This is a genomic window from Pseudomonas sp. B16(2017) (assembly GCF_002113205.1).
Classification (GTDB): domain Bacteria; phylum Pseudomonadota; class Gammaproteobacteria; order Pseudomonadales; family Pseudomonadaceae; genus Aquipseudomonas; species Aquipseudomonas pharyngis.
In genome coordinates, this window is record NZ_NEKA01000005.1 from 379,563 (window position 1) to 401,276 (window position 21,714).

Sequence of the window (21,714 nt, forward strand, 5' to 3'; positions counted from 1 at the left end):
AAAACATCAAGGATACTTGCGCTTGTCCGGCGCCGGCGGGAAGTACTGGTACAACCAGGTCTCGCTCAGCGTGCGGTCATTGGTGCGTATGAACAGTCGCAGCTCAACCGGCTCCACGCTGTCATTGGTCGGGTACCAGTCGAACAGGATCCGGTAACCCTTGATGTCATCCAGCACCAGCACGCTGAAATCCTGCACCTTGCCGTTGGAGCAGGTCACCACCGGTTCGATCCCGGTGCCCTGCGGTAGGCGATCCAGGCCGCCACCGGTGAAGTCCACAGCAAAGCGACGGGCCCAGACCGGCGGGTAATGCTCGCCCGGTGCCCAGCCTTCGACGAATCCACCCATGCCCGAGCGAGTCGCATGCACCCGCGCCAGCGGCGTGCCGACCGGCGGCAGGGCGCTCCAGTAGAGCTTGTAGCCGTAGTTCAGCGAATCGCCGGCGGCTACCGGTTTCTTCGGCGTCCAGAACGCAACGATGTTGTCCAGGGTTTCGCCGGTTGTAGGAATTTCCAGCAGATCGATAGAGCCTTCGCCCCACGCGGTTGTAGGTTCTACCCACAGGCTCGGACGTTTGCTGTACCAGTCGACGGTGTCCTGATAGTTGGCGAATTCGTGGTCGGTCTGCACCAGACCGAACCCTTTCGGATCGGTGTCGGCGAAGGCGTTGAATTGCAGGGTCGCCGGGTTGTTCAGCGGGCGGCAGATCCACTCGCCGTTGCCGCGCCACATGGCCAGACGATCCGAGTCATGGATCTGCGGGTGGATGGTGTCGCACATCCGGCGCTCGTGGGTGCCGCAGCTGAACATGCTGGTCATCGGCGCGATGCCCAATTGTTCGATGGCGGTGCGGGCGTTGATGTGGGCGTCGACTTCCATTACCACGCGTTCGGCCTGGCAATCGATGTCGAAACGATAGGCACCGGTCGCGCTCGGCGAGTCGAGCAGGGCGTAGACCACAAAGCGGGTCGCGTTCTGATCCGGGGTTTCGAACCAGAACTTGGTGAAATCAGGGAATTCTTCGCGTTTCTTGGCGTAGGTGTCCACGGCCAGGCCACGGGCGGAGAGGCCATATTGGCCAGTGGCATCCACCGCGCGGAAATAGCTGGCGCCGAGGAACGACACCACGTCATGCCGATCCAGTTCCGGCGCCTTGAACAACTTGAAGCCGGCAAACCCCAGATCCCCCTTGAGCTGCTGGGTGTCGACCGAAGTGTTTTCATAGTTGAACAGCTGAGGGCGGAAATGCACCTCGCGGGCCGTGCGGGTCTTGGGATCGACGCTGTACATGCGCACCGGCTGACGGAAACCCATGCCGACGTGGAAGAACTGCACATCGAGCTGACCCTTGTTTTCCTTCCACAGCGAATGCTCGCCGTCGTAGCGGATCGCATTGAAGTTTTGCGGGGTCATGGTCGCCAGGGTCGGCGGCAGCACCTGTTTGGTGTCCTGATACGCGCTGCCGGCCAGTTGCTTGGCCTGGCGCTTCAGCGTTTCGAAGTCGAAGGCCTGGGCTTCACCGTCGGCGGCACCGCCAGAGGCGGCCCAAGCGCGTGCGGCGAGCAGGCCGGAGGCGGAAAGGCCGGTGTAAGCCGCAATGGCCATGGACGCTTTGAGCAAATTCCTGCGGTGCATAAATACAACCTGTCGTGGACAATCCCGCGCCGTTCCTGGCACGTACTGGATCAGAAATTACGGTTCGGACAAGCCTTCGGCCAAACGCTACGGACTAGTAACAGATGCCCGCTAGCTTAATCGGTTCGCCGATTTTGCAAAATTCATTGATAGCACGGCGACAGCGTCTCAATGAAACAAGACGTTACGGTTATTTATCTCACAGACTTTTCTGATTTATAGGGCATATCTGCTTTTTTCGACTAATTACTCTAAAAACAGCTTTTCAGCGCCGATTTAATTTCTATTCTATGGGCATCGCCGGTCACGACCCATCCGACCGGCAGGGCTCAAATCGCTGCTTAAAGGAGCAGGGCGATGCGGTTTTCGAGAAATTTCTGACGTACTGGAAAAGGACATCGTCCATGACAAAAGGACAAGGCATCACCGAAATGTTAGGCATCTTTCCCTGCCTCACCAACGTCCGGCGAAGACGCCGGCTCAGTCCTGACGAACTGAAACTGGTGGAGCGTTACCGCGAGTTGTCGGAGAGCGACCGGATTGCGATGCGGTATCTGGTGGATGCGATGAGGAGTGTTTCGCGGTTTTGAAACAGGAGGTTCACCGTGAAAGCCATTTGGCTTTCACGGTGGCCAGATCAATCAACTTACCCGCGTCAGCGTCGGCGATGCCGACATGGATTGCGTGCAGATGCTCGGCAACCGCACATTGTTTGACGAGTTTTTGCAGGTAGTCTTCAGCAAAATTCTCGTCACTCGGGATGATTTCGAGAATGGGCTGAAGTGCGGGGATGGCGTTGCGCATCAGTTAGGGACTCGCTCAGAAATGTGTCGAGGTTGATGGTGAACATTGAAGGGGCTGACTCTGGAGTCCGCCCCTTTTTTCATTGGGCCAAGTGAGGCCGTCAGCTACATGTCCCCGATACCTGATAGGGCTGCTGACCGAGCACCAACTCCGGCATATCACGCCATTTCACCCAAGCCTGTTGTTGCCAGTGCAACAGCGGCACGGTGACGCCTGCCCAATGCACCGAGCTCAGGCTTGGGCAGTTTTCCGCTGTTGCTGAGCTGGTTTCCCGCAGGATGGGAATCACCTCATTGCTCAGCCATTGGCGCAGATTGCGGTTTTCCGGAATGAAATGATGGACGAGCAGCGCGTACATGCCGGATTCGCTGACCATCGGGGTCTCGACAACATCGCCGTCCTTGCGCAGGCGGACGGTGCGGCGTTGGTCGGGGTCAAGTTTGAGCGTGACGCGTGGGTTCAAGGGATGGCCCATCATGCGGCCCAGATCTTGAGCGCAGAACCAGGCTTGATGATCAAGCAGGAGGGCGTGGAGGAAGCGGTTGTGGCGGGTGAAGACGGTGGGAGTGAAATATTCAGTATTCGGATTGTGAGTAGGTGCTGGCATGAGATGACTTCCGTTTCGAGTAGGAAAGTCGCCACCAACTCTTCGAAAAGTTGGGTGGCGAACCGAGTGGCGTTCGAAGTCGGGTTACTTCCTGTCGAAACGGAAAAGGCGGAAGGCCCGCGCCACACGGCCCGCCATAACGCAGAACTGAAGTTGCAAAGCAGCCGCAGTTCAATGGGGGCACGCAAGCACCGTTTTGACAGATTTCCGGCTTCGACCCCGGGCCGCTGATTGGGCAGCGACGGGGTAAAGCCTATCGGTCAGGCGCTAGCGGCGCCAAGTCTACTCTGCCGACGCCATTCGTAGGAAAGGGGACTGAATGCTGAGGGTTCGGTCTGTAGGAAGCGAGTAACTGACGCTGAAAGAAATCAGCCCCGAAATTGTGATAAATCCGGGGCTGTTTTTCTTAGCGACTAACTTTCCAGGCATCCCCAGCCGGCGCCTTCCCATGGTCATACGGCTTGCCAATCCACATGTAAACCAGCCCCAGCCCAATCACGATCACCGTGCTCAGCACCATCGCGTAGTTGATGTACCACGCTGCATCCGGGGTGCGGGGCCAGGCCATGTTGATGATTGCGCCGACGCCATAGACCAGCGCGCCGATGTTCACCGGCCAGCCCCAGGCGCCGAGGGTGAATTTGCCGCTGGGTTTCCAGCCTTTGCTACGGGCGTACAGGGCGGCGAGGACGATCATCTGGAATGCGAGGTAGATGCCGATCGCGGCGAAGCTGACGATGGTGGCCACGGCGTCTTGCAGGAAGAAGCCGAGGGCGATGATCAGGCCGGGCAGGACGCCGGACACGAACAGTGCAGCAACCGGCACCTGAGTCGTAGGAGAAATCTTTTTCAGCAGTCGGCTGCCGATGACCATTTCATCGCGAGCGTAGGAATACAGCAGACGACTTGCCGCCGCTTGCAGGCTGATGACGCAGGAGATGAAGGAAATCATTACCACGCCCATCACCACTTTCGAACCGATCGGGCCGAAGGCGTTGTTGAGGATGGTGGTGACCGGGTCCTTGTCGGTGCCGTTGATCACCGCTTGCATGTCCGGCACGGCGAGGATCAATGCCAGGCAAGCAAACATCGCCGCGATACCGCCGATGTAGATGGTCATGCGCATGGCCACCGGGATTTTCTTGCTCGGGTTCGGGGTTTCTTCGGCCACATCGCCGCAGGCTTCGAAGCCGTAGTAGAGGAACATCCCCGCCAGCGACGCGGTGAGGAACGCCGGCAAATAGGAGCCGTCGACGCTGATGTCGAAAGTGTTGAACAGCACGCTGATCGGTTGGTGACGCTCGAAAATCAGCAGGTACACGCCGACGATCACCGCGCCGACCAGTTCGCAGAGGAAGCCGAACATGGCGATCCGCGCCAGCACTTTGGTGCCGCTGAGGTTCACCAGTGTGGCGAACAGCGTCAGCACCAGGGCGATGACGATGTTGGTGTTGTTGCTCGGTTCAAAGCCCAGCATGGCCGCGAGGTACGGGCCGGCGCCGACCGCCACGGCGGCGATGGTCACGCACAGGGCGATGGAGTAGATCCAGCCGACCATCCATGCCCATTTCTTGCCGACCAGGCGACGTGCCCAAGGATAAACGCCACCGGAAATCGGGAACTGCGACACCACTTCGCCGAAGATCAGGCACACCAGCAGTTGCCCGCAACCTACCAGCAAGTAAGCCCAGAACATCGGTGGCCCGCCGGCGGCCAGGCACAGGCCGAACAGGGTATAAACCCCTACGACCGGTGACAGGTAAGTGAAGCCCAGCGCGAAGTTTTCCCACAGGCTCATGCTGCGGTTGAAGTTGGAGGTGTAGCCCAGTTGGCGCAGTTGTTCGGCATCGCTGTCGGCAACGGCGGCTGAGAGATCGGGTGATGCACTCATGTGTGTTTGCTCCGTGAAATCGGCAGATTTCGGATGGCCGAAACCGTGGCGGGGCTTTGTGAGCGCCGCCCGGATCGGTAGTTATTGTTTTGAATGCCTGGTGATGCGGATGACCGGTTTCTGCCTTGAAGCCGGGGGAATGCCTTTAGTGCTTGAACATCACATGCCGAACCGTGGTGTAGTCCTCCAGCCCGTACATGGACATGTCCTTGCCGTAGCCGGACAGTTTCTGACCGCCGTGGGGCATTTCGCTGACGAGCATGAAGTGCGTGTTCACCCAGGTGCAGCCGTACTGTAACCGCGCGGACAGGCGATGCGCGCGTCCTACATCCGCCGTCCACACCGAAGACGCCAGGCCGTAGTCCGAATCGTTGGCCCATTCCAACGCCTGAGCCTCATCGGTGAATTTGGTCACCGACACCACCGGCCCGAACACTTCGCGACGGACGATTTCGTCGTCCTGCTGGGCGTCGGCCAGCACGGTCGGCTCGAAGAAGAAACCACTGCCTTCGACAGCCTTGCCGCCAGTGATCAAGCGAATGTGCGGTTGCGCCACGGCGCGTTCGACAAACCCGGCCACGCGGTCGCGATGCTGGGCGGTGATCAGCGGTCCCAGTTCGGTCGACGGATCATCCTGCAAACCGTACTTGATGCTGCTCACCGCTGCGCCAAGCTTCTCGACGAACTTGTCGTAAATACCTTGCTGGGCGTAGATCCGGCACGCGGCGGTGCAATCCTGGCCGGCATTGTAGAAGCCGAAGGTGCGAATACCTTCGACCGCCGCATCAATGTCGGCGTCGTCGAAGATGATCACCGGGGCCTTGCCGCCCAATTCCATGTGCATGCGTTTGACGCTGTCGGCGGTGCTGGAAATGATGTTCGAACCGGTGGCGATGGAGCCGGTCAGCGACACCATGCGCACTTTCGGATGGGTCACCAGCGGACTGCCCACGCTCGGCCCACGTCCGAACACCAGATTGAGTACACGGGCCGGGAAAATGTCCGACGCCAGTTCGGCCAGACGCAACGCGGTCAGCGGGGTTTGTTCCGACGGCTTGAGCACCACGGTATTACCGGCGGCGAGGGCCGGGGCGATTTTCCAGGCGACCATCATCAGCGGGTAGTTCCACGGCGCAATGGACGCGATCACGCCCACCGGGTCGCGGCGGATCATCGAGGTGTGTCCGGGCAGGTATTCGCCGCCGGCCGAACCGCTCATACAACGGCTGGCGCCGGCGAAGAAACGGAACACGTCGGCAATCGCCGGGATCTCGTCATTCAGCGCGGCGCTGTAGGGTTTGCCGCAGTTGTCCGATTCCAGTTTGGCCAACTCTTCGCCGTGGTCTTCGATGGCGTCGGCGAGTTTCAGCAGCAACAGTGAACGGTCTTTCGGTGTGGTCTGCGACCATTCGGCGAAGGCACTGTCGGCGGCGCGCACGGCGGCATCGACCTGGGCTTCGGTGGCCTCGTTGATTTCCACCAGCAGTTCACCGCGTGCCGGGTTGAGCACCGGTTGCGCCGGGCCTTCGCCGTTGACCAGTTGGCCGTTGATCAAGAGTTTGGTTTGCATGTTGTTGTCCTCTTCGAAGCCATTGTTATTTTTCTGAAGAAACCGGGTTCCATTGTGGGAGCGGGCTTGCTCGCGAAGGCGTTGGAGCAGCCGACATCAATGCTGAATGTGATGGCCTCTTCGCGAGCAAGCCCGCTCCCACATTTCGATCCAGTTTCTTCAGTTATTCGGTTATTTGCCGCCGCTGCCGGCCACGCTCTCGCCACCCCGGGTCAGGTAGTAGGCGCCGAGGATCGGCAGCATGGTCACCAGCATCACCAGCATCGCCACGACGTTGGTCACTGGCACGTCCCGTGGGCGGCTCAACTGGTTGAGCAACCACAGCGGCAAGGTGCGTTCATGACCGGCGGTGAAGGTGGTGACGATGATTTCGTCGAACGACAGCGCAAACGCGAGCATGCCGCCAGCGAGCAGCGCCGAGCCGAGGTTCGGCAGGATGATGTAGCGGAAGGTCTGCCAGCCGTCGGCACCGAGATCCATCGACGCTTCGATCAGACTGTGTGAAGTGCGGCGCAGACGGGCGATGACGTTGTTGTAGACGATCACCACGCAGAACGTCGCGTGACCGACGATGATGGTGAACATCCCCGGCTCGATCCCCAGTGTCCTGAAGGTCGCCAGCAGCGCGATCCCGGTGATGATCCCCGGCAATGCAATCGGCAGGATCAGCATCAGCGAAATGCCCTGTTTGCCGAAGAAGTCCCGACGATAAAGCGCCGCCGAAGCGAGGGTGCCGAGCACCATGGCGATCAGCGTGGCGATGGCTGCGATCTGCAAAGACAGCTTGATTGCTTCCAGCACGTCCGGCCGGGAAAACGCCACGCTGAACCAGTGCAGCGTGAAGCCTTTCGGTGGAAAGCTGAACGCCGCGTCTTCGGTGTTGAAGGCGTAGAGGAAGATGATCAGGATCGGGAAGTGCAGAAACACCAACCCGCCCCAGGCTGCGATTTTCAGGCCTAAAGAGGCTTTCTCAGAGTGCATCGAAGGCCCCCAGTCGTTTGACGATGGACAGGTAAATGGCGATCAGCACGATCGGCACCAGCGTGAACGCTGCGGCCATCGGCATGTTGCCGATTGCGCCCTGTTGCGCGTAGACCATGCTGCCGACGAAGTAGCCCGGTGGGCCCACCAGTTGCGGCACGATGAAGTCGCCCAGGGTCAGCGAAAAGGTGAAGATCGAACCGGCCGCGATGCCCGGCACCGACAGCGGCAGAATCACCTGCATGAAGGTCTGACTCGGCTTGGCGCCGAGGTCGGCGGAGGCTTGCAGCAACGACGGCGGCAGGCGTTCCAGCGAGGCCTGGATCGGCAGGATCATGAACGGCAGCCAGATGTAGACGAACACCATGAACCGGCCCAGATGCGAGGTCGACAGGGTGCTGCCGCCGACCCCGGGAATCCCCAGAATGAACTGCAGCACCGGCTCAAGCCCCAGGTGCTGGACGAACCACTGCGCGACGCCGCCCTTGGCCAGCAGCAGCGTCCAGGCGTAGGCCTTGACGATGTAACTGGCCCACATCGGCATCATTACGGCGATGTAGAAAAACGCCTTGGTCTTGCCGGTGGTGTAGCGCGCCATGTAGTAGGCAATCGGGAACGCGACGATGGCGCTGGCAATCGAGACCACGATGGCCATGCTCAGGGTGCGCAGGATGATGTCGAAGTTCGACGGCTGAAACAGCGCGGCGAAGTTGGCCAGAGTCAGGTCGGGCGTCACCGCCATGGTGAAGTCATCGAAGGTGTAGAAACCTTGCCACAACAGCACCAGTAGCGAGCCCAGATAGATCGCGCCAAACCACAAAAGCGGCGGCACCAGCAGCATCGACAGATACAGGTTCGGCTTGCGATAGAGCAGGTTGGAAAACCTGCGCAACGGCGCCGATTGCGGGAGGGCGAGGGCGGTCATGTCACACCCCGCTCGCAACGGTGTCGTGCAGCGCAATCATCGCTTCCCGCGCCCAGCGTGCACTGATGCGCTGACCGGTCTGGTGCTGCGCGCTGCTGTCGATCCACTGAGTGTTGGCTTGGCTGATGCTCAGGGTCTGGCCGTTTTCCAAGGTCAGTTCATAGCGTGTGGCGCTGCCCTGATATTGAATGTCGTGGAGCAGACCACTGACTTCGATTTCATGGCTGGCCAGCGGGCCTTCGGCGAAACGCACGTGTTCCGGGCGGATCGAGAACGGCTGTGGATGGCCGCTGAGCTGGCGCGCCAGATCGCCGCGAATCACGTTCGAGGTGCCGACGAATTCGGCGACGAAGGTGGTTGTCGGTTTCATGTACAGATTGCGCGGCGTGTCGACCTGTTCGATGCGGCCCTTGTTGAACACGGCCACGCGGTCGGACATCGACAGCGCTTCAGTCTGATCGTGGGTGACGAAGATGAAAGTGATGCCGAGTTGGCGTTGCAGCTTCTTCAACTCGCTCTGCATCTGTTCGCGCAGTTTCAGGTCGAGGGCGCCCAACGGTTCGTCGAGCAGCAGCACTCGCGGGCGATTGACCAGCGCGCGGGCGAGGGCAACACGCTGGCGCTGACCGCCGGACAACTGCACCGGTTTACGCGCGCCGTAGCCGCCGAGGGCGACCATGTCCAAGGCTTCTTCGGCGCGCTTGTGGCGCTCGGTTTTGCTCACGCCTTTGACCTTCAGGCCGTAGGCAACGTTGTCCAGCACGTTCATGTGCGGGAACAGCGCGTAATCCTGAAACACTGTGTTGACGTCACGTTGATAGGGCGGCAGGCCGGCGGCTTCGGCGCCGTGAATGCGGATCGAGCCCGCGCTCGGTTGCTCGAACCCGGCGATCAGGCGCAGGCACGTGGTCTTGCCGGAGCCTGAGGGGCCGAGCATGGAAAAGAACTCGCCGTCCTGGATGTCGATGGAAACCCGGTCAACGGCCTTCACCTCGCCGAACTGCCGGGAAACGTTGGTGAACTGGACTGCAAGCGTCATGGTGCGGTGCTCCAAAAAGGCGAGGGCCGTCGCAGCGGCCCTGCCTGGACTTCTGAAAAACAGTGTTCGAGTTGATCGTTCCCACGTCGACGCCTCGACGGGGGAACAAACGGGCTAGGGCGGCGTGTCAGCGGCCGCCCATAATCGCAATGTAATCCTGCGTCCACCGGCTATACGGCACAAACTTCCCACCCTCAGCCTGCGGTGTTTTCCAGAAAGCGATCTTGTCGAACTGATCGAACCCGTTGGTCTTGCACCCCTCGGCACCCAGCAGCTCGCTACCCTGGCAAGCCGCCGGAACCGCCGGCAACGAACCGAACCATGCCGCCACATCACCCTGGACTTTCGGCTGCAGCGACCAGTCCATCCACTTGTAGGCGCAGTTCGGGTGTTTGGCCTCGGCGTGCAGCATCGTGGTGTCGGCCCAGCCGGTGGCGCCCTCTTTCGGCACGGTCGAAGCGATCGGCTGTTTCTCGTTGATCAGGCCGTTGACCTGATACGGCCAGGCGCTGGACGCGACCACGCCTTCGTTCTTGAAGTCGCTCATCTGCACCGTGGTGTCGTGCCAGTAACGGTGGATCAGCTTCTGCTGAGCGCGCAACAGTTCCAGCACAGCCTTGTACTGATCTTCGGTGAGCTGGTACGGATCCTTGATCCCCAGCTCAGGCTTGGTGGATTTCAGGTACAGCGCCGCGTCGGCGATGTAGATCGGACCGTCGTAGGCTTGCACGCGCCCCTTGTTCGGCTTGCCGTCGGGCAGGTTCTGCGCGTCGAACACCACGTTCCAGCTGGTCGGAGCGGTCTTGAACACGTTGGTGTTGTACATCAGCACGTTCGGGCCCCACTGGTACGGGGTGCCGTAGGTCTGGTTGTTGACCACGTACCACGGCGCGTCTTTCAGGCGCGGGTCGAGGGACTTCCAGTTCGGGATCAACGCGGTGTTGATCGGCTGCACACGCTTGCCGACGATCAACCGCAGCGACGCATCGCCCGACGCCGTCACCAGGTCGTAACCGCCCTTGGCCATCAGGCTGACCATTTCGTCAGAGGTGGCGGCGGTTTTCACATTGACCTTGCAGCCGGTTTCCTTCTCGAAACCGGTCACCCAGTCGTAGGCCTTGTCGCTTTCACCGCGTTCGATGTAGCCGGGCCAGGCGACGATGTCCAGCTGGCCTTCGCCGGCGCCGACGGCTTTCAGCGGCTCGGCGGCCTGCAGGCTGGCGCTGGCCAGCAGGGCCGTGGTGATTGCACTGAGCAGTGCGGTCTTGTGCACGAACATGGTGAACCCTCTTCTTCAAATTATGGTCGGGGCAGTTGTGAACGCGGTGAAGCATGCCGTGGTCGGCTTGTTATTAGCGTAGTCAGAGATGCTGGCCGTGGCGGGCCATGATGTGCCGCACCACGCTGTAGTCCTGTAGCGAATCGCTGGATAAGTCTTTGCCGTAACCGGAGCGTTTCAGCCCGCCGTGGGGCATTTCGCTGACCAGCATGAAATGACTGTTGATCCAGGTGCAGCCGTATTGCAGCCGTGCGGCAACCTGCATCGCCTTGTCCAGGTTCTGGGTCCACACCGACGAAGCGAGGCCGTATTCCGAGTCGTTGGCCCAGTCCACCGCTTGCGCCAGTTCGTCGAAGCGGGTCACGGTCACCACCGGGCCGAACACTTCGCGCTGGACGATTTCATCGCTCTGTTTGCAACCGGCCAGCAGCGTTGGCTGATAGAAGAACCCGGCGCCGGAATGCACCGCTGCGCCGGTCACCCGTTCGATGTGCGGCTGGCCGAGGGCGCGCTCGACAAAACTGGCCACGCGGTCGCGCTGACGAGTGCTGATCAGCGGCCCGATTTCGTTATCGGCATCGCGTTTGCCGGCAAAGCGAAGGCTGCTGACCGCCGTGCCAAGTTCGGCCACCAACTTGTCGTGAATCCCGGCCTGGGCGTAGATCCGGCACGCGGCGGTGCAATCCTGCCCAGCGTTGTAATAGCCATAAGTGCGCACGCCTTCGACCACCGCTTTGAGATCCGCGTCGTTGCAGACGATCACCGGGGCTTTGCCGCCGAGTTCGAGGTGCGTGCGTTTGAGGGTTTTGGCGGCGGCCTGGAGGATTTTCTGGCCGGTGACGATATCGCCGGTCAGCGACACCATCCGCACTTTCGGGTGGCCAACCAAGTGACTGCCGACGCCTTCGCCGCCACCGCAGACGATGTTGATTACCCCGCGCGGCAGGATCTCGGCCAGTGCCGGGGCCAATGCCAGAATCGACAGCGGCGTGTGCTCGGATGGCTTGAACACCAGCGTATTGCCGGCGGCGAGGGCCGGGGCGATCTTCCACGCGGCCATCATGATCGGGTAGTTCCACGGCGCAATCGAAGCGACGACGCCAATCGGATCGCGGCGCACCATGCTGGTGTAGCCCGGCACGTATTCGCCGCTGAGCTGCCCGGTCTGGCAGCGCACGGCGCCGGCGAAGAAGCGGAATACATCGACGGTGGCGGTCAAGTCGTCTTGCCGCGCCAGATGCAAAGGCTTGCCGCAGTTCAGGGCTTCGAGGCGGGCGAGGTGGTCAGCGTGTTTTTCGACGGCGTTGGCGATTTTCAGCAAGAAGTTCGAGCGTTGTTGCGGGGTGGTGCGCGACCACTCGGCAAAGGCGCGGTGGGCGGCGAGGATGGCGGCTTCGACTTGCTCGGTGCTGGCTTCAGCGATCTGGGTCAGGACTTCGCCGGTGGCCGGGTTGAGGATCGGTTCGACAAAACCCTGGCCGGCGACCAGTTCGCCGTCGATCAGCAACGCGGTGTGCATGTGGGTCTGCGCGCCAGCCATTTTCCGTGATCTCTTTTCTTGTATGGCCATGTTGCTCCCTGTTCCGGGAGCCGACCGTCTTATCGATGCAGCAAGACTAGTGCGCGGCTCCGGGGTCGACAAATTCTAAATACTGAAGGTGGCATTCGATTAAATAGATGGCTTGCGTCCGCCGTGGGGCTGTTCGCGGGCAACGGTCAGGAAAGGATCGACCAGCGCGGGGCGGGCGGTGCCACGACGCCAGGCCAGACCGACGTCGAGGGTCTGGTTGAGATCGGCAATCGGCCGCGCTTCGATGATGTCGCCTTCGAGCGACCATGGGCGATACGTCATGTCCGGCTGGATCGACACGCCGAGACCCGCCGCGACGAGACTTCGCACGGCCTCGGTGGACGCGGTTCTTAGGGTGATCTTCGGTTGCAGTCCCGCGCCGCGCCAGAGGCGTTGGGCGTTGCGATCCATTTCATCGACGTTCAGTTGAATCAACGGCTCCCGGGCGACATCGGCGAGGTTGATACTGTCGTGTTCCAGCAGCGGATGCTGGGCCGGCAGCCACAAACGGTGCGGCGAGTGGGTCAGCACTTCGGTCTGCAAGGCGTGGCGGTCTTCGAGGTTGGAGAGGATCAGCACACCGACATCGATCTCGCCACTGACCAGCAAATGCTCGATGTACGGCCGCTCGTCCTCCATCACCCGGATCTCGACATTGGGATAGGCGCGCTGGAAACGAGTGAGCAAATCCGCCAAGTAATAACCGGCTACCAGACTGGTCACGCCGACGATCAACTGCCCGGCGACCTGATCCGTACTCTGTTGCAGGCTGCGTTTGGCGTTGTCCACGGTGGCCAGAATCAGGTGCGCCTGGCGCAGGAACTGGTGGCCCTGATGGGTAAGGGTCATGCCCTTGGCGTGGCGATTGAACAGGCTGACGCCGATTTCTTCCTCCAGTTGCTGGATGGCCAGGGTCAGGGTCGATTGGGAAATGAACGCGGTTTGCGCAGCGGCGGAGATCGAGCCGGTCTCGGCCACGGCGATGAAATGGCGGATCTGACGCAAGGTCATCATGGAAGGATTACCCGGTGGGCGGTTTTTATAGATTGCCTCGAGTGTATATCTATTTTTGCGAAGGGCTGCTGTGGGCCAGGCAACATCTGGAAGCACACTCGCACCCAAGTGACGGGCACTTTCGAACTAGGCTGAGGGCCTTATTGATCCGGATAACCCCTGTTTGGAGACGGAACATGAACACCCGTGGATTGCTCGATCAACTCCTCAAGTCCGGCCAGGACCTGCTGCAGAACAAGGCGGGCGGGGCGCAGAACAAACCGGCTGCCGGTGGTTTGGGCGGCTTGCTGGGCGGATCTTCCAGTAATGGCGCACTCGGCGGTTTGCTGTCAGGAGCAGGCGGCGGTGCCTTGGCAGCCGGGGCCATGGGCCTGCTGCTGGGCAGTAAAAAGGCCCGCAAGGTCGGCGGTAAAGTCGCCCTCTACGGCGGCCTCGCCGCACTGGGCGTGATTGCCTACAAAGCCTACGGCAACTGGAACGCCCAGAAAGGCACTGCCCCACAAAGCGAACCGCAAACCCTCGATCGCCTGCCACCGGCACAAGTCGAACAACACAGCCAGGCCATCCTCAAAGCCCTGGTCGCCGCCGCCAAGGCCGACGGCCACATCGACGACCGCGAACGCCAACTGATCGAAGGCGAATTCACCAAACTCGACAATGATCAGGAGCTCAAGCACTGGCTCCACGCCGAACTCAACAAACCCCTCGACCCCACCGACGTCGCTCGCGCGGCGAGCACACCGGAGATGGCCGCCGAGATGTACGTGGCGAGCGTGATGATGGTGGATGAGGAGAACTTCATGGAGAAGAGCTATCTGGATGAACTGGCGCGGCAGCTGAAGCTGGAGCCGGGGTTGAAGGTGGAGTTGGAGAGGCAGGTGAGGGTGGCTTTGGTGTAAGCGGAGGTATTCAGGTTTTTATGAGACAGGGCAGGGGATGTTAAGGTTTGGCCCTTGACGCACCTTATAAGGATATTGCCCGTGTTACGTCAGTTTTTACTCGCCCTTCCGGCCATGTTTTTTCTGGCCGGTTGCGGGGCCGAGTCCGGCTCATTGCCCGTCAGCAAGAGCCTGACACCGGAAAAAGTCGCGTCGATTGCGGAAACTATTAAAACCAAGTATCCGAACCTGTCCAGCGAGATGCGCGAAAAGGTACTCAACACCGTAGTTCAGTCGATTGACAACATGGTGTTTGTCGAAGGTGGCCAGTTTGATATGGGCGACTTTGGATGGGCTTGCGAATACGACGAAACGGATGTTTGCACCTGGCCTTGCGGGCAAGAGCCGGAGCAGCTTTGTCATATCAGCAGTAATGGCGATGATGACTTTGTTCACCCGGTCAAGTTGAATTCCTATTATTTTTCAAAGTTTCAAGTCTCGCTGGGTGATTTCGATTTGTTCTTTATTGCGAACGGAAAACCTCAGTTTGATGTTGAGAAACGCGAGCGTGAGGATTTGAAGTTCCGCTATCAGCGTGATTTGCCTGCATTTACCAAAACTTGGCAGGAGTCCAAGGACTATTGTCACTGGATTGCCAACCTTAGTGGTTATTCTGTGGATTTGCCTACCGAGGCGCAGTGGGAATTTGCTGCTCGTAATCGTGGGCAACATATTCTTTTTCCTACTGATACTGGCAGTTTGAGTTTTGGGGAAAACTATCCTGTGGAAGGAGGGGGTAGAACGTTTTCAATTGCTAAATTTCCACCCAGTCCACTGGGTATCTACAGTCTTGCAGGTAACGCGACTGACTGGGTTAATGATTGGTATGGTGAGGATTACTACCGTCAGTCACCAGTGGTAAACCCTCAAGGACCGGAAAAAGGTACTTATAAGGTTAAGCGAGGCTCCTACTATCCAGAAGGCCCAATGTCCGCCGCCTCTGTAGTTAGACGCTGGCCGGATAAACCAGAACAGGAAGCCTATTACCCTGGTACTGGTTTTCGCTGCGCTATTCAATCAGGGGAGCGTCTGCGTTAACTACATCCTTCAATGACTTTTTGCATTGGTGAAGATGTCAAAGGTGAAAAGGTGAAAAGGTGAAAATTTATTTTTAAAAGTGTCAGTCTGTCACCTTTTTTCTGCCGTTGAAGCCCTTGTAGCCGTCGACTAAGCCGACAGCCGCATCGATGATCGCGAACGTCAATTGATCCACGAATGACCAAACTCTACAACGATCAGTAACTTAAGTCCTGGCTTCAACGGAGGTGTATGTGCCGAGCGTGATGATAGGAATGGAGAGGTGGTATCTGGATGAGCTGGCTCGGCATTTGAGCTGGGGCCGGGGTTGAAGGCTGAGTTGGAGAGGCAGGTCAGGTTGGCTTTTGTGGAGGAGGAGGTATTCAGGTTTTTATGAGGCAGGGCAGGGGATGTTAAGGTTTGGCCTTTGACGCACCTTATAAGGAAATTGCCCGTGTTACGTCAGTTTGTGCTTGCTCTCCCGGCCCTATTTTTTCTGGCGGGCTGCGAAGCCGAGTCCGGCTCATTGCCAGTCAGCAAGAGCCTGACACCGGAAAAAGTCGCGTCGATTGCGGAAACTATTAAAACCAAGTATCCGAACCTGTCCAGCGAGATGCGCGAAAAGGTCCTCAACACTGTAGTTCAGTCGATTGACAACATGGTGTTTGTCGACGGTGGCCAGTTTGATATGGGCGACTTTGGCTGGGCTTGCGAATACGACGAAACGGATGTTTGCACCTGGCCTTGCGGGCAGGAGCCCGAGCAGCTTTGTAATATCAGTCCAAATGGCGATGACGATTTTGTGCATTCGGTTAAATTGAGCGGGTATTACCTTTCTAAGTTTCAAGCTACTTTGAGAGATTTTGATCTGTTTTTCGTTGTGAATAATAAGCCGTTGTTTGATCAGAAGTATCGAGAGCGTGAAGACTTAAAGTTTCGTTATCAGCCGGATCTACCTGCCCCTACTCAAGACTGGCAAGAGGCCAGCGACTATTGTCAATGGCTTGGCGACCTTAGTGGTTATACAGTGAGACTGCCAACTGAGGCGCAATGGGAATATGCTGCTCGCAGTCGTGGGGAGCATTTGTTATTTCCTACAGATACTGGGAGTTTAGATTATGGAAAAAATTTTCCTCTTGAAGATGAGGAGAATAATTTCCCAGTTGATCGCTTTGCACCTAATTCTCTAGGTATATACGGTCTTTCCGGCAACTCAACTGATTGGGTTAGCGACTGGTACGGAAAAGACTATTACAAAAACTCTCCTCATGAGAATCCAAAAGGACCAGAGTTCGGTACTCAAAAAATCAGACGTGGCTCAACTGTTTTAGAAGCTCCATTATCTGCTGCTCCAATGATTCGTCGTTGGGCTGCAAGCTCTCCACAGAAATATCATACGAGTGATACGAGCTTTCGGTGTGCAGTTCAAACAGATGGGCCTCTGTAATTGTCGTGACTTTGTGGGCACCTTTTATGGGCAAAAAGGTGACTGTTTTATTGTCAAAGAGCCAATCTGTCATTTTGTCGTCGAAGGCCTTGTTGCCGAAAACAAAAAACTTCGATGTCGTCCGCGCGGCGAGCGCACAGGAGACGGTGGCCGATATGTACGTGGCGAGCGTGATGATGGTTGATGCGGACAGCTTCATGGAGAAGAGCTATCTGGATGAACTGGCGCGGGGGTAGGTTGAGTTGGAGAGACAGGGGAGGGGGGGCATTGGTGTAAGGTTTTTGTGAGACACGGCAGGGGATGTTAAGGTTTGGCCTTTGACGCACCTTATAAGGAAATTGCCCGTGTTACGTCAGTTTGTGCTTGCCCTCCCGGCCCTGTTTTTTCTGGCCGGCTGCGAGGCCGAATCCGGCCCATTGCCAGTCAGCAAGAGCCTGACACCGGAAAAAGTCGCGTCGATTGCTGCGACCATCAAAACCAAGTACCCCGACCTCTCTACCGATCTGCGTGAAAAGGTCCTCAACACCGTAGTGCAGTCGATTGACAATATGGTGTTTGTCGAAGGTGGCCAGTTTGATATGGGCGACTTTGGCTGGGCTTGTGAATACGACGAAACGGATGTTTGCACCTGGCCTTGCGGGCAGGAGCCGGAGCAGCTTTGTAATATCAGCAGGAAGGGCAATGACGATTTCGTCCATCCGGTAAAGTTGAGCAGTTACTATCTATCGAAATATCAGGCTACGTTGGCGGATTTCGATCTTTTTTTTGTGGCTAATGGAAAGCCGCTCTATGACGCAGAGGATCGAAAACGCAAAGATTTGGAAAATCTTTATTTGCCTAACCTTCCTGCACCAACTCAAAGCTGGCAGGAAGCAAAAGATTATTGCACTTGGATTGGTTCTTTAAGTGGTTACGAAGTAGACCTGCCGACAGAGGCGCAGTGGGAGTTTGCAGCCCGCAACCGTGGGCAGCACATACTGTTTCCTACTGATACTGGGAGTCTTGATTACGGTAAGAATTTTCCTTTTGAAAATGAAGAGGAAAATTTCCCAGTGAATCGTTTTGCACCTAATCCTATGGGGTTCTATGGTATGGCTGGTAATTCCACCGATTGGGTTAATGACTGGTACGATGAAAATTATTACAAAGTTTCTCCTGTAGACAATCCTCAGGGGCCGGAAACGGGCGAAAAGAAGATCAGGAGAGGATCTACAACTTTGGAAGCGCCACTGTCTGCGGCACCTCTCGTCCGCCGTTGGCCTGAAGAGTTAGTGCAAAAATATCATTCAAGCGATACAAGTTTTAGGTGTGCAATTCAGTCCAGTAATCCACTTTAGTAGTTTAGGTTGAAGGCGTCTTCGGCGCCTTCATTTTTAAGCTATTCTGTCAAATAGCCCGCTTCTTTTGGCTGCGAGTAATGTTTTTTCTTTTCTCCATGCCTGAGTTGGTTGCCAGGCAATCAATGTTGTTTGTTCCAAAGGTGTTTCGTTGTTTGCTGCAAGTGCTTTGATAAATCTGTTGAATTGCAGTTGTTCATGCCCGTCGAGCAGGGCGTTGATACGGTTCAGACTATTCGTCGGGTCAACTTTTTTTCCATCACTTGAGCAGTGCTCTAATACATGGATGAAGTGTCGCCAAGTACGAATATGAGAAAGCAAGAATACGACAGCTTTTTCTTGTTCTTCGGCCCAGCTTTCAACAAAGCTTTCTGTCAAGAGATAGATAATCGGTCCGACTGTTTCTGGAGGTAAAAGGCTGACAGGGATGCTTTTGCTATTCACCTTGATGGTTTTATTTTTGAGAAGGTAAGCAGCGGTGTTCTGAGCTACTTGTTTAGTTGCGACTCGCTTTTTCCACCAGAGCCTCATGTCATTGGCGTTATCCGAAAATGCTTTACCTATAGTCTCTCCAGGTTGAGTGATAATCTGAAAAAGGCCTCTCGCCATATATTTAAACGCTTCTTCAGTTATAGCTAACTGATAATGGAAATCGGCTTTCGACAGAGCATTGCAGAGCACATAGATCAAATCACCGATTTTTTCGATATCGACTGCTGTACCAAAACCACCACCAGCACCAGGCCCGAAAACCAGACTGGCTTTGCAGTTTATTGCCAATCGGTTTTCGGTAATTTCAATCCCAAAATCAAAACTCGCCCCGATTCCAAGTGCGACATTCCCCTCCGCCTTGATTTCCACCAGACTCGACCAGTCCGTACTCCCACTGTCATTCGCCTGTCCGGGCGTGATCTTGCCCACGCCTTGTTTGGTGGAATCAAGCCACTTCAATGTCCCGGTTACGGTTCCGCCACCTTGAACGCCCGCGAATGCGTTGCCTTTCAGGCCGAGGCTGCCACCGCGTTTCTTGTCGACGGCCAGGTCGGGCGTACTCAACAGCGCGGTCACACCGGAGGCTTCTGCTTCCTTGGGTTTGTATTGGGCTTTGGCACCTGCCTGGCCTTGCGCGGTGGCGCCAAGGAAGCAAGACAATTCCACCTTGCCGTCGAGCCGGAAGATGCCAATGTCGCTGACCACTTCCTTTCCTTCGGCATTGCGGTACGGCATGCGCACCACGTAGCCACCCTGGTCGGGAAAGTAGCTCTTGAGTGCAACGGAGCCTTCGGCCAGAGAGATTGCTGCGCTGCCTTTGACGCCGAGTTCGATATTACCTTTGCCGGGTTCCCAACTGTTGATACCGGCACTGGCCGTGGCAGCGAAACGGAACGCGTGGGCTTCGGCCGACACGGCGTACATCGCGGAGTCCGCTTCGTTGGAGGTCCAGGAGCATTCTTTGTGCAGTGCGTTGAGCAGGTTGTCGTCCTTGCTCGTCCACGATGTGAATTTGGCTTCCAGGCTGCCCAGAGGGCTGGTCTTGCGACCGTCATTGACCGCCGTACGGATGTCCTTGATCAGATCCTTGGCCAGATTCTTGTCCAGTGGCTTGCCTTGCATCACCTTGGTAGGGACTTTGACACTCCAGGTGAGTTGTTCTCGGGTGCGTACCGGAATGTAGTGGCGGCGAGACGGGTCACGGAAGGAAATGTATTCGACCACCGTAATCCCGGTTTTGACCTGCTTGCCTTTCTGGGTGTCCGAGGCTCTCCCTTTACCATGTTTGATGTCCGGTGCTGCACCGTTGGCACTGGTGGAGCTGTCGCCGGCTTCGGCTTTGCCTTGTGCGGCAATCCGGTTGCGCAGTGACTGAATCTCCGCGTTGAGCTCGGCAACTTTTTTGGCTTGCAGGCCTTCCCAGTTGGTCTCCAGATAGTTGCCTTCGAATGCGGGCTGCGGCTTGTAGCGCTGATACCAGTCACGGGCCTTTTGCACGGTCGCCAGTTGGCCTTGCAGATCCTCCTTGCGCTCGATGACAGTTTTCGGTTTTTCCACCGGGGGAGGGGAACGTTGCAGCAGGCCTGCTTCCTCGGCCTTCGCGTTCCAGTCATCTTTGACACAACGCGAGCAGGAGCAGCCAGCCTGCGGATCCTTGGTCTTGGCGCATTTGCTGGCTTCGGTCGCCTTGGCCAGATTCTGATGCAGCTCGTCCATGAGTTTTTTGACGAGGTCGCTCTGCTGCTTGAGGTCTTTCGACTCTTTTTCAGTCAGCACGTAAAAGTGTTCATCTCCGGTGATGTGTACGACATCGACCAGTTCGTCCTTGCACTCGACGGCACCTTTTACAGCCGTTGTGCTTTGGTTGTCAGCGTGTTTGGGTGGCGGCAGGGCTTTTGCCGCAGGTAATTTCAGTACCCAGCCGACCTTGATGTGATTGGGATCTGTGATGATCGGGTTCAGTCCCCGAAGATCCGCCACGGAGCATTTGTTGGCGGCGGCAATGCTGCCAAGAGTGTCGCCGCTCTTAACGGTGTAGGTGTCGCTCATTGCGCATCGTCCTTGTGATTCACAGGCTTTCCAGTTGCATCAGCTTGTCGCCCAGCGCGACGTCGTCCCGCGCCAGTAATTCGGCGGCCGGTGACTGATCCCAGAAACTGTCGCCACGCTGGATGGCGACTCGAAGCCATCGCTCCTGGTCTGCCATTTGCTCGTAGCCCATGTCCTGTCCGGCCAGCAATTGGCGGTGGACGAATTCGACGGCGTCCTCCGTGGGCAAGACTTCCTGATAATCGTCGGCAAAACGGGTCGCAATGACCTTTAGCCTGCCCTGCTCGATCAGCGCCTGGCGCTCCGGGCTCAAATGCAGCCAGCCCGGAGCCTGAGTTTCCGTTGAAGCGCTTTGAGGCGACTTGGCGTAATACCGCCAGCCGATCTCATTGCGCCAGGCTATGCCACTGAAGGGGCCGATGAATTGGGCTTTTTCAGCTTCGCTGAGGCTGAATAGCAGAGGCTCCAGCCAGCGCGGTTCATAGAAGCGCATCATTTGCTGAGGGTCTTCATCGGTTTTCACGGTCAGCAGACTGCGCAAGTGTTCAATGCCCTGATCCAGCAAGGCCGGATCACTCAACCAGGCGACACACCCTGCATCGGATTGCTCCAGCAATTTGCTGGCGTAACTCGCAGCCGAATGCTTTTCCGGGTACATGACTACGTAGGGGCCAGCAGGCTGGAGCTCGGCGTAAGGCGTGTTTGTAAACAATGGAATACAGCTGGGCCTGGATTGTTCTTCACCTCGAAACAGGTGGCTCAGCAGGTCCGGATCAAAACTGCGATCCAGAATCAGGCACATTGCCCCGGTTGTCGCAGGCTGCTCGAAAGGCGACTGGATGGAGGTAATCATGCTGACGCTCCCGTCTGGTGAACCGGGCAGCACCCGGTCCCGTCGAGATGACATGACGGCGTCGGCAACAGCACGCCTGCCTTTGACTGTGCCTTGAAGGAGCCGAGGGAGGGTTTGACGACTTGGCCAGCCTTGTCCGCATCCGCCTGTTTCAGCACGCCCGGCATCAGTGGGGCGGCGCCGGTGCCGCTGCCCGGTCCTCCGCCGGAGTTGATGTTGATCGCCGGCCCGCTCATGGTCACGCCGCCGCCATCGATCTTGATGAA

General features: G+C 57.7%; 18 protein-coding genes and 2 pseudogenes. 6 read left to right on the forward strand and 14 right to left on the reverse strand.

Going from position 1 to position 21,714, the window contains the following annotated elements; all coding sequences use genetic code 11:
- Window positions 1-6 precede the first annotated feature (6 nt).
- Complete coding sequence (locus tag CAG25_RS11430) at window positions 7-1,635, reverse strand: glucan biosynthesis protein D (protein ID WP_007954654.1); 1,629 nt, start codon at window positions 1,633-1,635, stop codon at window positions 7-9.
- A gap of 404 nt (window positions 1,636-2,039) precedes the next feature.
- On the opposite strand from CAG25_RS11430, the gene CAG25_RS11435 reads away from it, so the two are divergent.
- Window positions 2,040-2,225, forward strand: coding sequence for a hypothetical protein (locus CAG25_RS11435; protein ID WP_007954656.1), 186 nt, complete (start codon window positions 2,040-2,042; stop codon window positions 2,223-2,225).
- A 10-nt stretch (window positions 2,226-2,235) separates the two neighbouring features.
- Here CAG25_RS11435 and CAG25_RS11440 read toward each other — a convergent pair whose 3' ends face one another.
- The 10 genes from CAG25_RS11440 to CAG25_RS11485 form a co-directional block, all read right to left on the reverse strand.
- Entirely contained in the window at window positions 2,236-2,439 is a 204-nt protein-coding gene (locus CAG25_RS11440; protein WP_085611443.1) for a hypothetical protein, read from the reverse strand.
- Between the two features lie 100 nt (window positions 2,440-2,539).
- Complete coding sequence (locus CAG25_RS11445) at window positions 2,540-3,046, reverse strand: Bro-N domain-containing protein (protein WP_085611444.1); 507 nt, start codon at window positions 3,044-3,046, stop codon at window positions 2,540-2,542.
- Between the two features lie 406 nt (window positions 3,047-3,452).
- On the reverse strand, window positions 3,453-4,937 hold the full coding sequence (locus tag CAG25_RS11450; RefSeq protein ID WP_085611445.1) for an APC family permease: 1,485 nt from the start codon (window positions 4,935-4,937) through the stop codon (window positions 3,453-3,455).
- A 145-nt stretch (window positions 4,938-5,082) separates the two neighbouring features.
- Complete coding sequence (locus tag CAG25_RS11455) at window positions 5,083-6,507, reverse strand: gamma-aminobutyraldehyde dehydrogenase (RefSeq protein ID WP_085611446.1); 1,425 nt, start codon at window positions 6,505-6,507, stop codon at window positions 5,083-5,085.
- A 171-nt stretch (window positions 6,508-6,678) separates the two neighbouring features.
- Window positions 6,679-7,488 (reverse strand): ABC transporter permease, encoded by an 810-nt coding sequence (locus tag CAG25_RS11460; RefSeq protein ID WP_085611447.1) that lies wholly within the window; start codon window positions 7,486-7,488, stop codon window positions 6,679-6,681.
- Window positions 7,478-8,413: an ABC transporter permease gene (locus CAG25_RS11465; RefSeq protein WP_085611448.1), complete on the reverse strand. Its 936-nt coding sequence runs from the start codon at window positions 8,411-8,413 to the stop codon at window positions 7,478-7,480. Before CAG25_RS11465 ends, CAG25_RS11460 begins: the two co-directional genes overlap by 11 nt.
- A gap of 1 nt (window position 8,414) precedes the next feature.
- Window positions 8,415-9,452 (reverse strand): ABC transporter ATP-binding protein, encoded by a 1,038-nt coding sequence (locus CAG25_RS11470; protein ID WP_085611449.1) that lies wholly within the window; start codon window positions 9,450-9,452, stop codon window positions 8,415-8,417.
- A 127-nt stretch (window positions 9,453-9,579) separates the two neighbouring features.
- Window positions 9,580-10,731, reverse strand: coding sequence for a putative ABC transporter substrate-binding protein YdcS (gene ydcS / locus CAG25_RS11475; RefSeq protein ID WP_085609162.1), 1,152 nt, complete (start codon window positions 10,729-10,731; stop codon window positions 9,580-9,582).
- 82 nt (window positions 10,732-10,813) lie between these two features.
- The gene (locus CAG25_RS11480) at window positions 10,814-12,301 is read right to left on the reverse strand and encodes a gamma-aminobutyraldehyde dehydrogenase (protein ID WP_085611450.1); all 1,488 of its coding nucleotides are present in this window, start codon (window positions 12,299-12,301) and stop codon (window positions 10,814-10,816) included.
- A gap of 99 nt (window positions 12,302-12,400) precedes the next feature.
- Complete coding sequence (locus CAG25_RS11485) at window positions 12,401-13,315, reverse strand: LysR family transcriptional regulator (protein WP_007954670.1); 915 nt, start codon at window positions 13,313-13,315, stop codon at window positions 12,401-12,403.
- A gap of 176 nt (window positions 13,316-13,491) precedes the next feature.
- Here CAG25_RS11485 and CAG25_RS11490 point away from each other — a divergent pair, with 176 nt between their 5' ends.
- The 5 genes and pseudogenes from CAG25_RS11490 to CAG25_RS11510 all read left to right on the forward strand — a co-directional run bounded on the left by CAG25_RS11490 (window position 13,492) and on the right by CAG25_RS11510 (window position 18,054).
- On the forward strand, window positions 13,492-14,214 hold the full coding sequence (locus tag CAG25_RS11490) for a tellurite resistance TerB family protein (protein WP_085611451.1): 723 nt from the start codon (window positions 13,492-13,494) through the stop codon (window positions 14,212-14,214).
- Window positions 14,215-14,295: 81 nt separating this feature from the next.
- Window positions 14,296-15,291, forward strand: coding sequence for an SUMF1/EgtB/PvdO family nonheme iron enzyme (locus tag CAG25_RS11495; protein ID WP_256575338.1), 996 nt, complete (start codon window positions 14,296-14,298; stop codon window positions 15,289-15,291).
- Window positions 15,292-15,724: 433 nt separating this feature from the next.
- A complete protein-coding gene (locus CAG25_RS11500; RefSeq protein WP_085611452.1) occupies window positions 15,725-16,717 on the forward strand; it encodes an SUMF1/EgtB/PvdO family nonheme iron enzyme in 993 nt (330 codons plus the stop codon).
- Between the two features lie 113 nt (window positions 16,718-16,830).
- Window positions 16,831-16,947, forward strand: a pseudogene (locus CAG25_RS28820) (DUF533 domain-containing protein); the annotation flags it as partial.
- Between the two features lie 114 nt (window positions 16,948-17,061).
- Window positions 17,062-18,054 carry an SUMF1/EgtB/PvdO family nonheme iron enzyme gene (locus tag CAG25_RS11510; RefSeq protein ID WP_085611454.1) on the forward strand — a complete coding sequence of 331 codons (993 nt, stop codon included), beginning with the start codon at window positions 17,062-17,064 and terminating at the stop codon, window positions 18,052-18,054.
- Window positions 18,055-18,090: 36 nt separating this feature from the next.
- Here the strand turns inward: CAG25_RS11510 and CAG25_RS11515 are convergent, their stop codons facing one another.
- From CAG25_RS11515 to CAG25_RS28825, 3 genes and pseudogenes are all read right to left on the reverse strand, one after another.
- On the reverse strand, window positions 18,091-20,595 hold the full coding sequence (locus CAG25_RS11515) for a LysM domain-containing protein (protein WP_085611455.1): 2,505 nt from the start codon (window positions 20,593-20,595) through the stop codon (window positions 18,091-18,093).
- 19 nt (window positions 20,596-20,614) lie between these two features.
- Window positions 20,615-21,448 (reverse strand): DUF4123 domain-containing protein, encoded by an 834-nt coding sequence (locus CAG25_RS11520; protein WP_158090088.1) that lies wholly within the window; start codon window positions 21,446-21,448, stop codon window positions 20,615-20,617.
- Window positions 21,445-21,714: pseudogene (locus CAG25_RS28825) on the reverse strand (type VI secretion system tip protein VgrG); the annotation flags it as partial. The pseudogene CAG25_RS28825 and the gene CAG25_RS11520, both read right to left, overlap by 4 nt.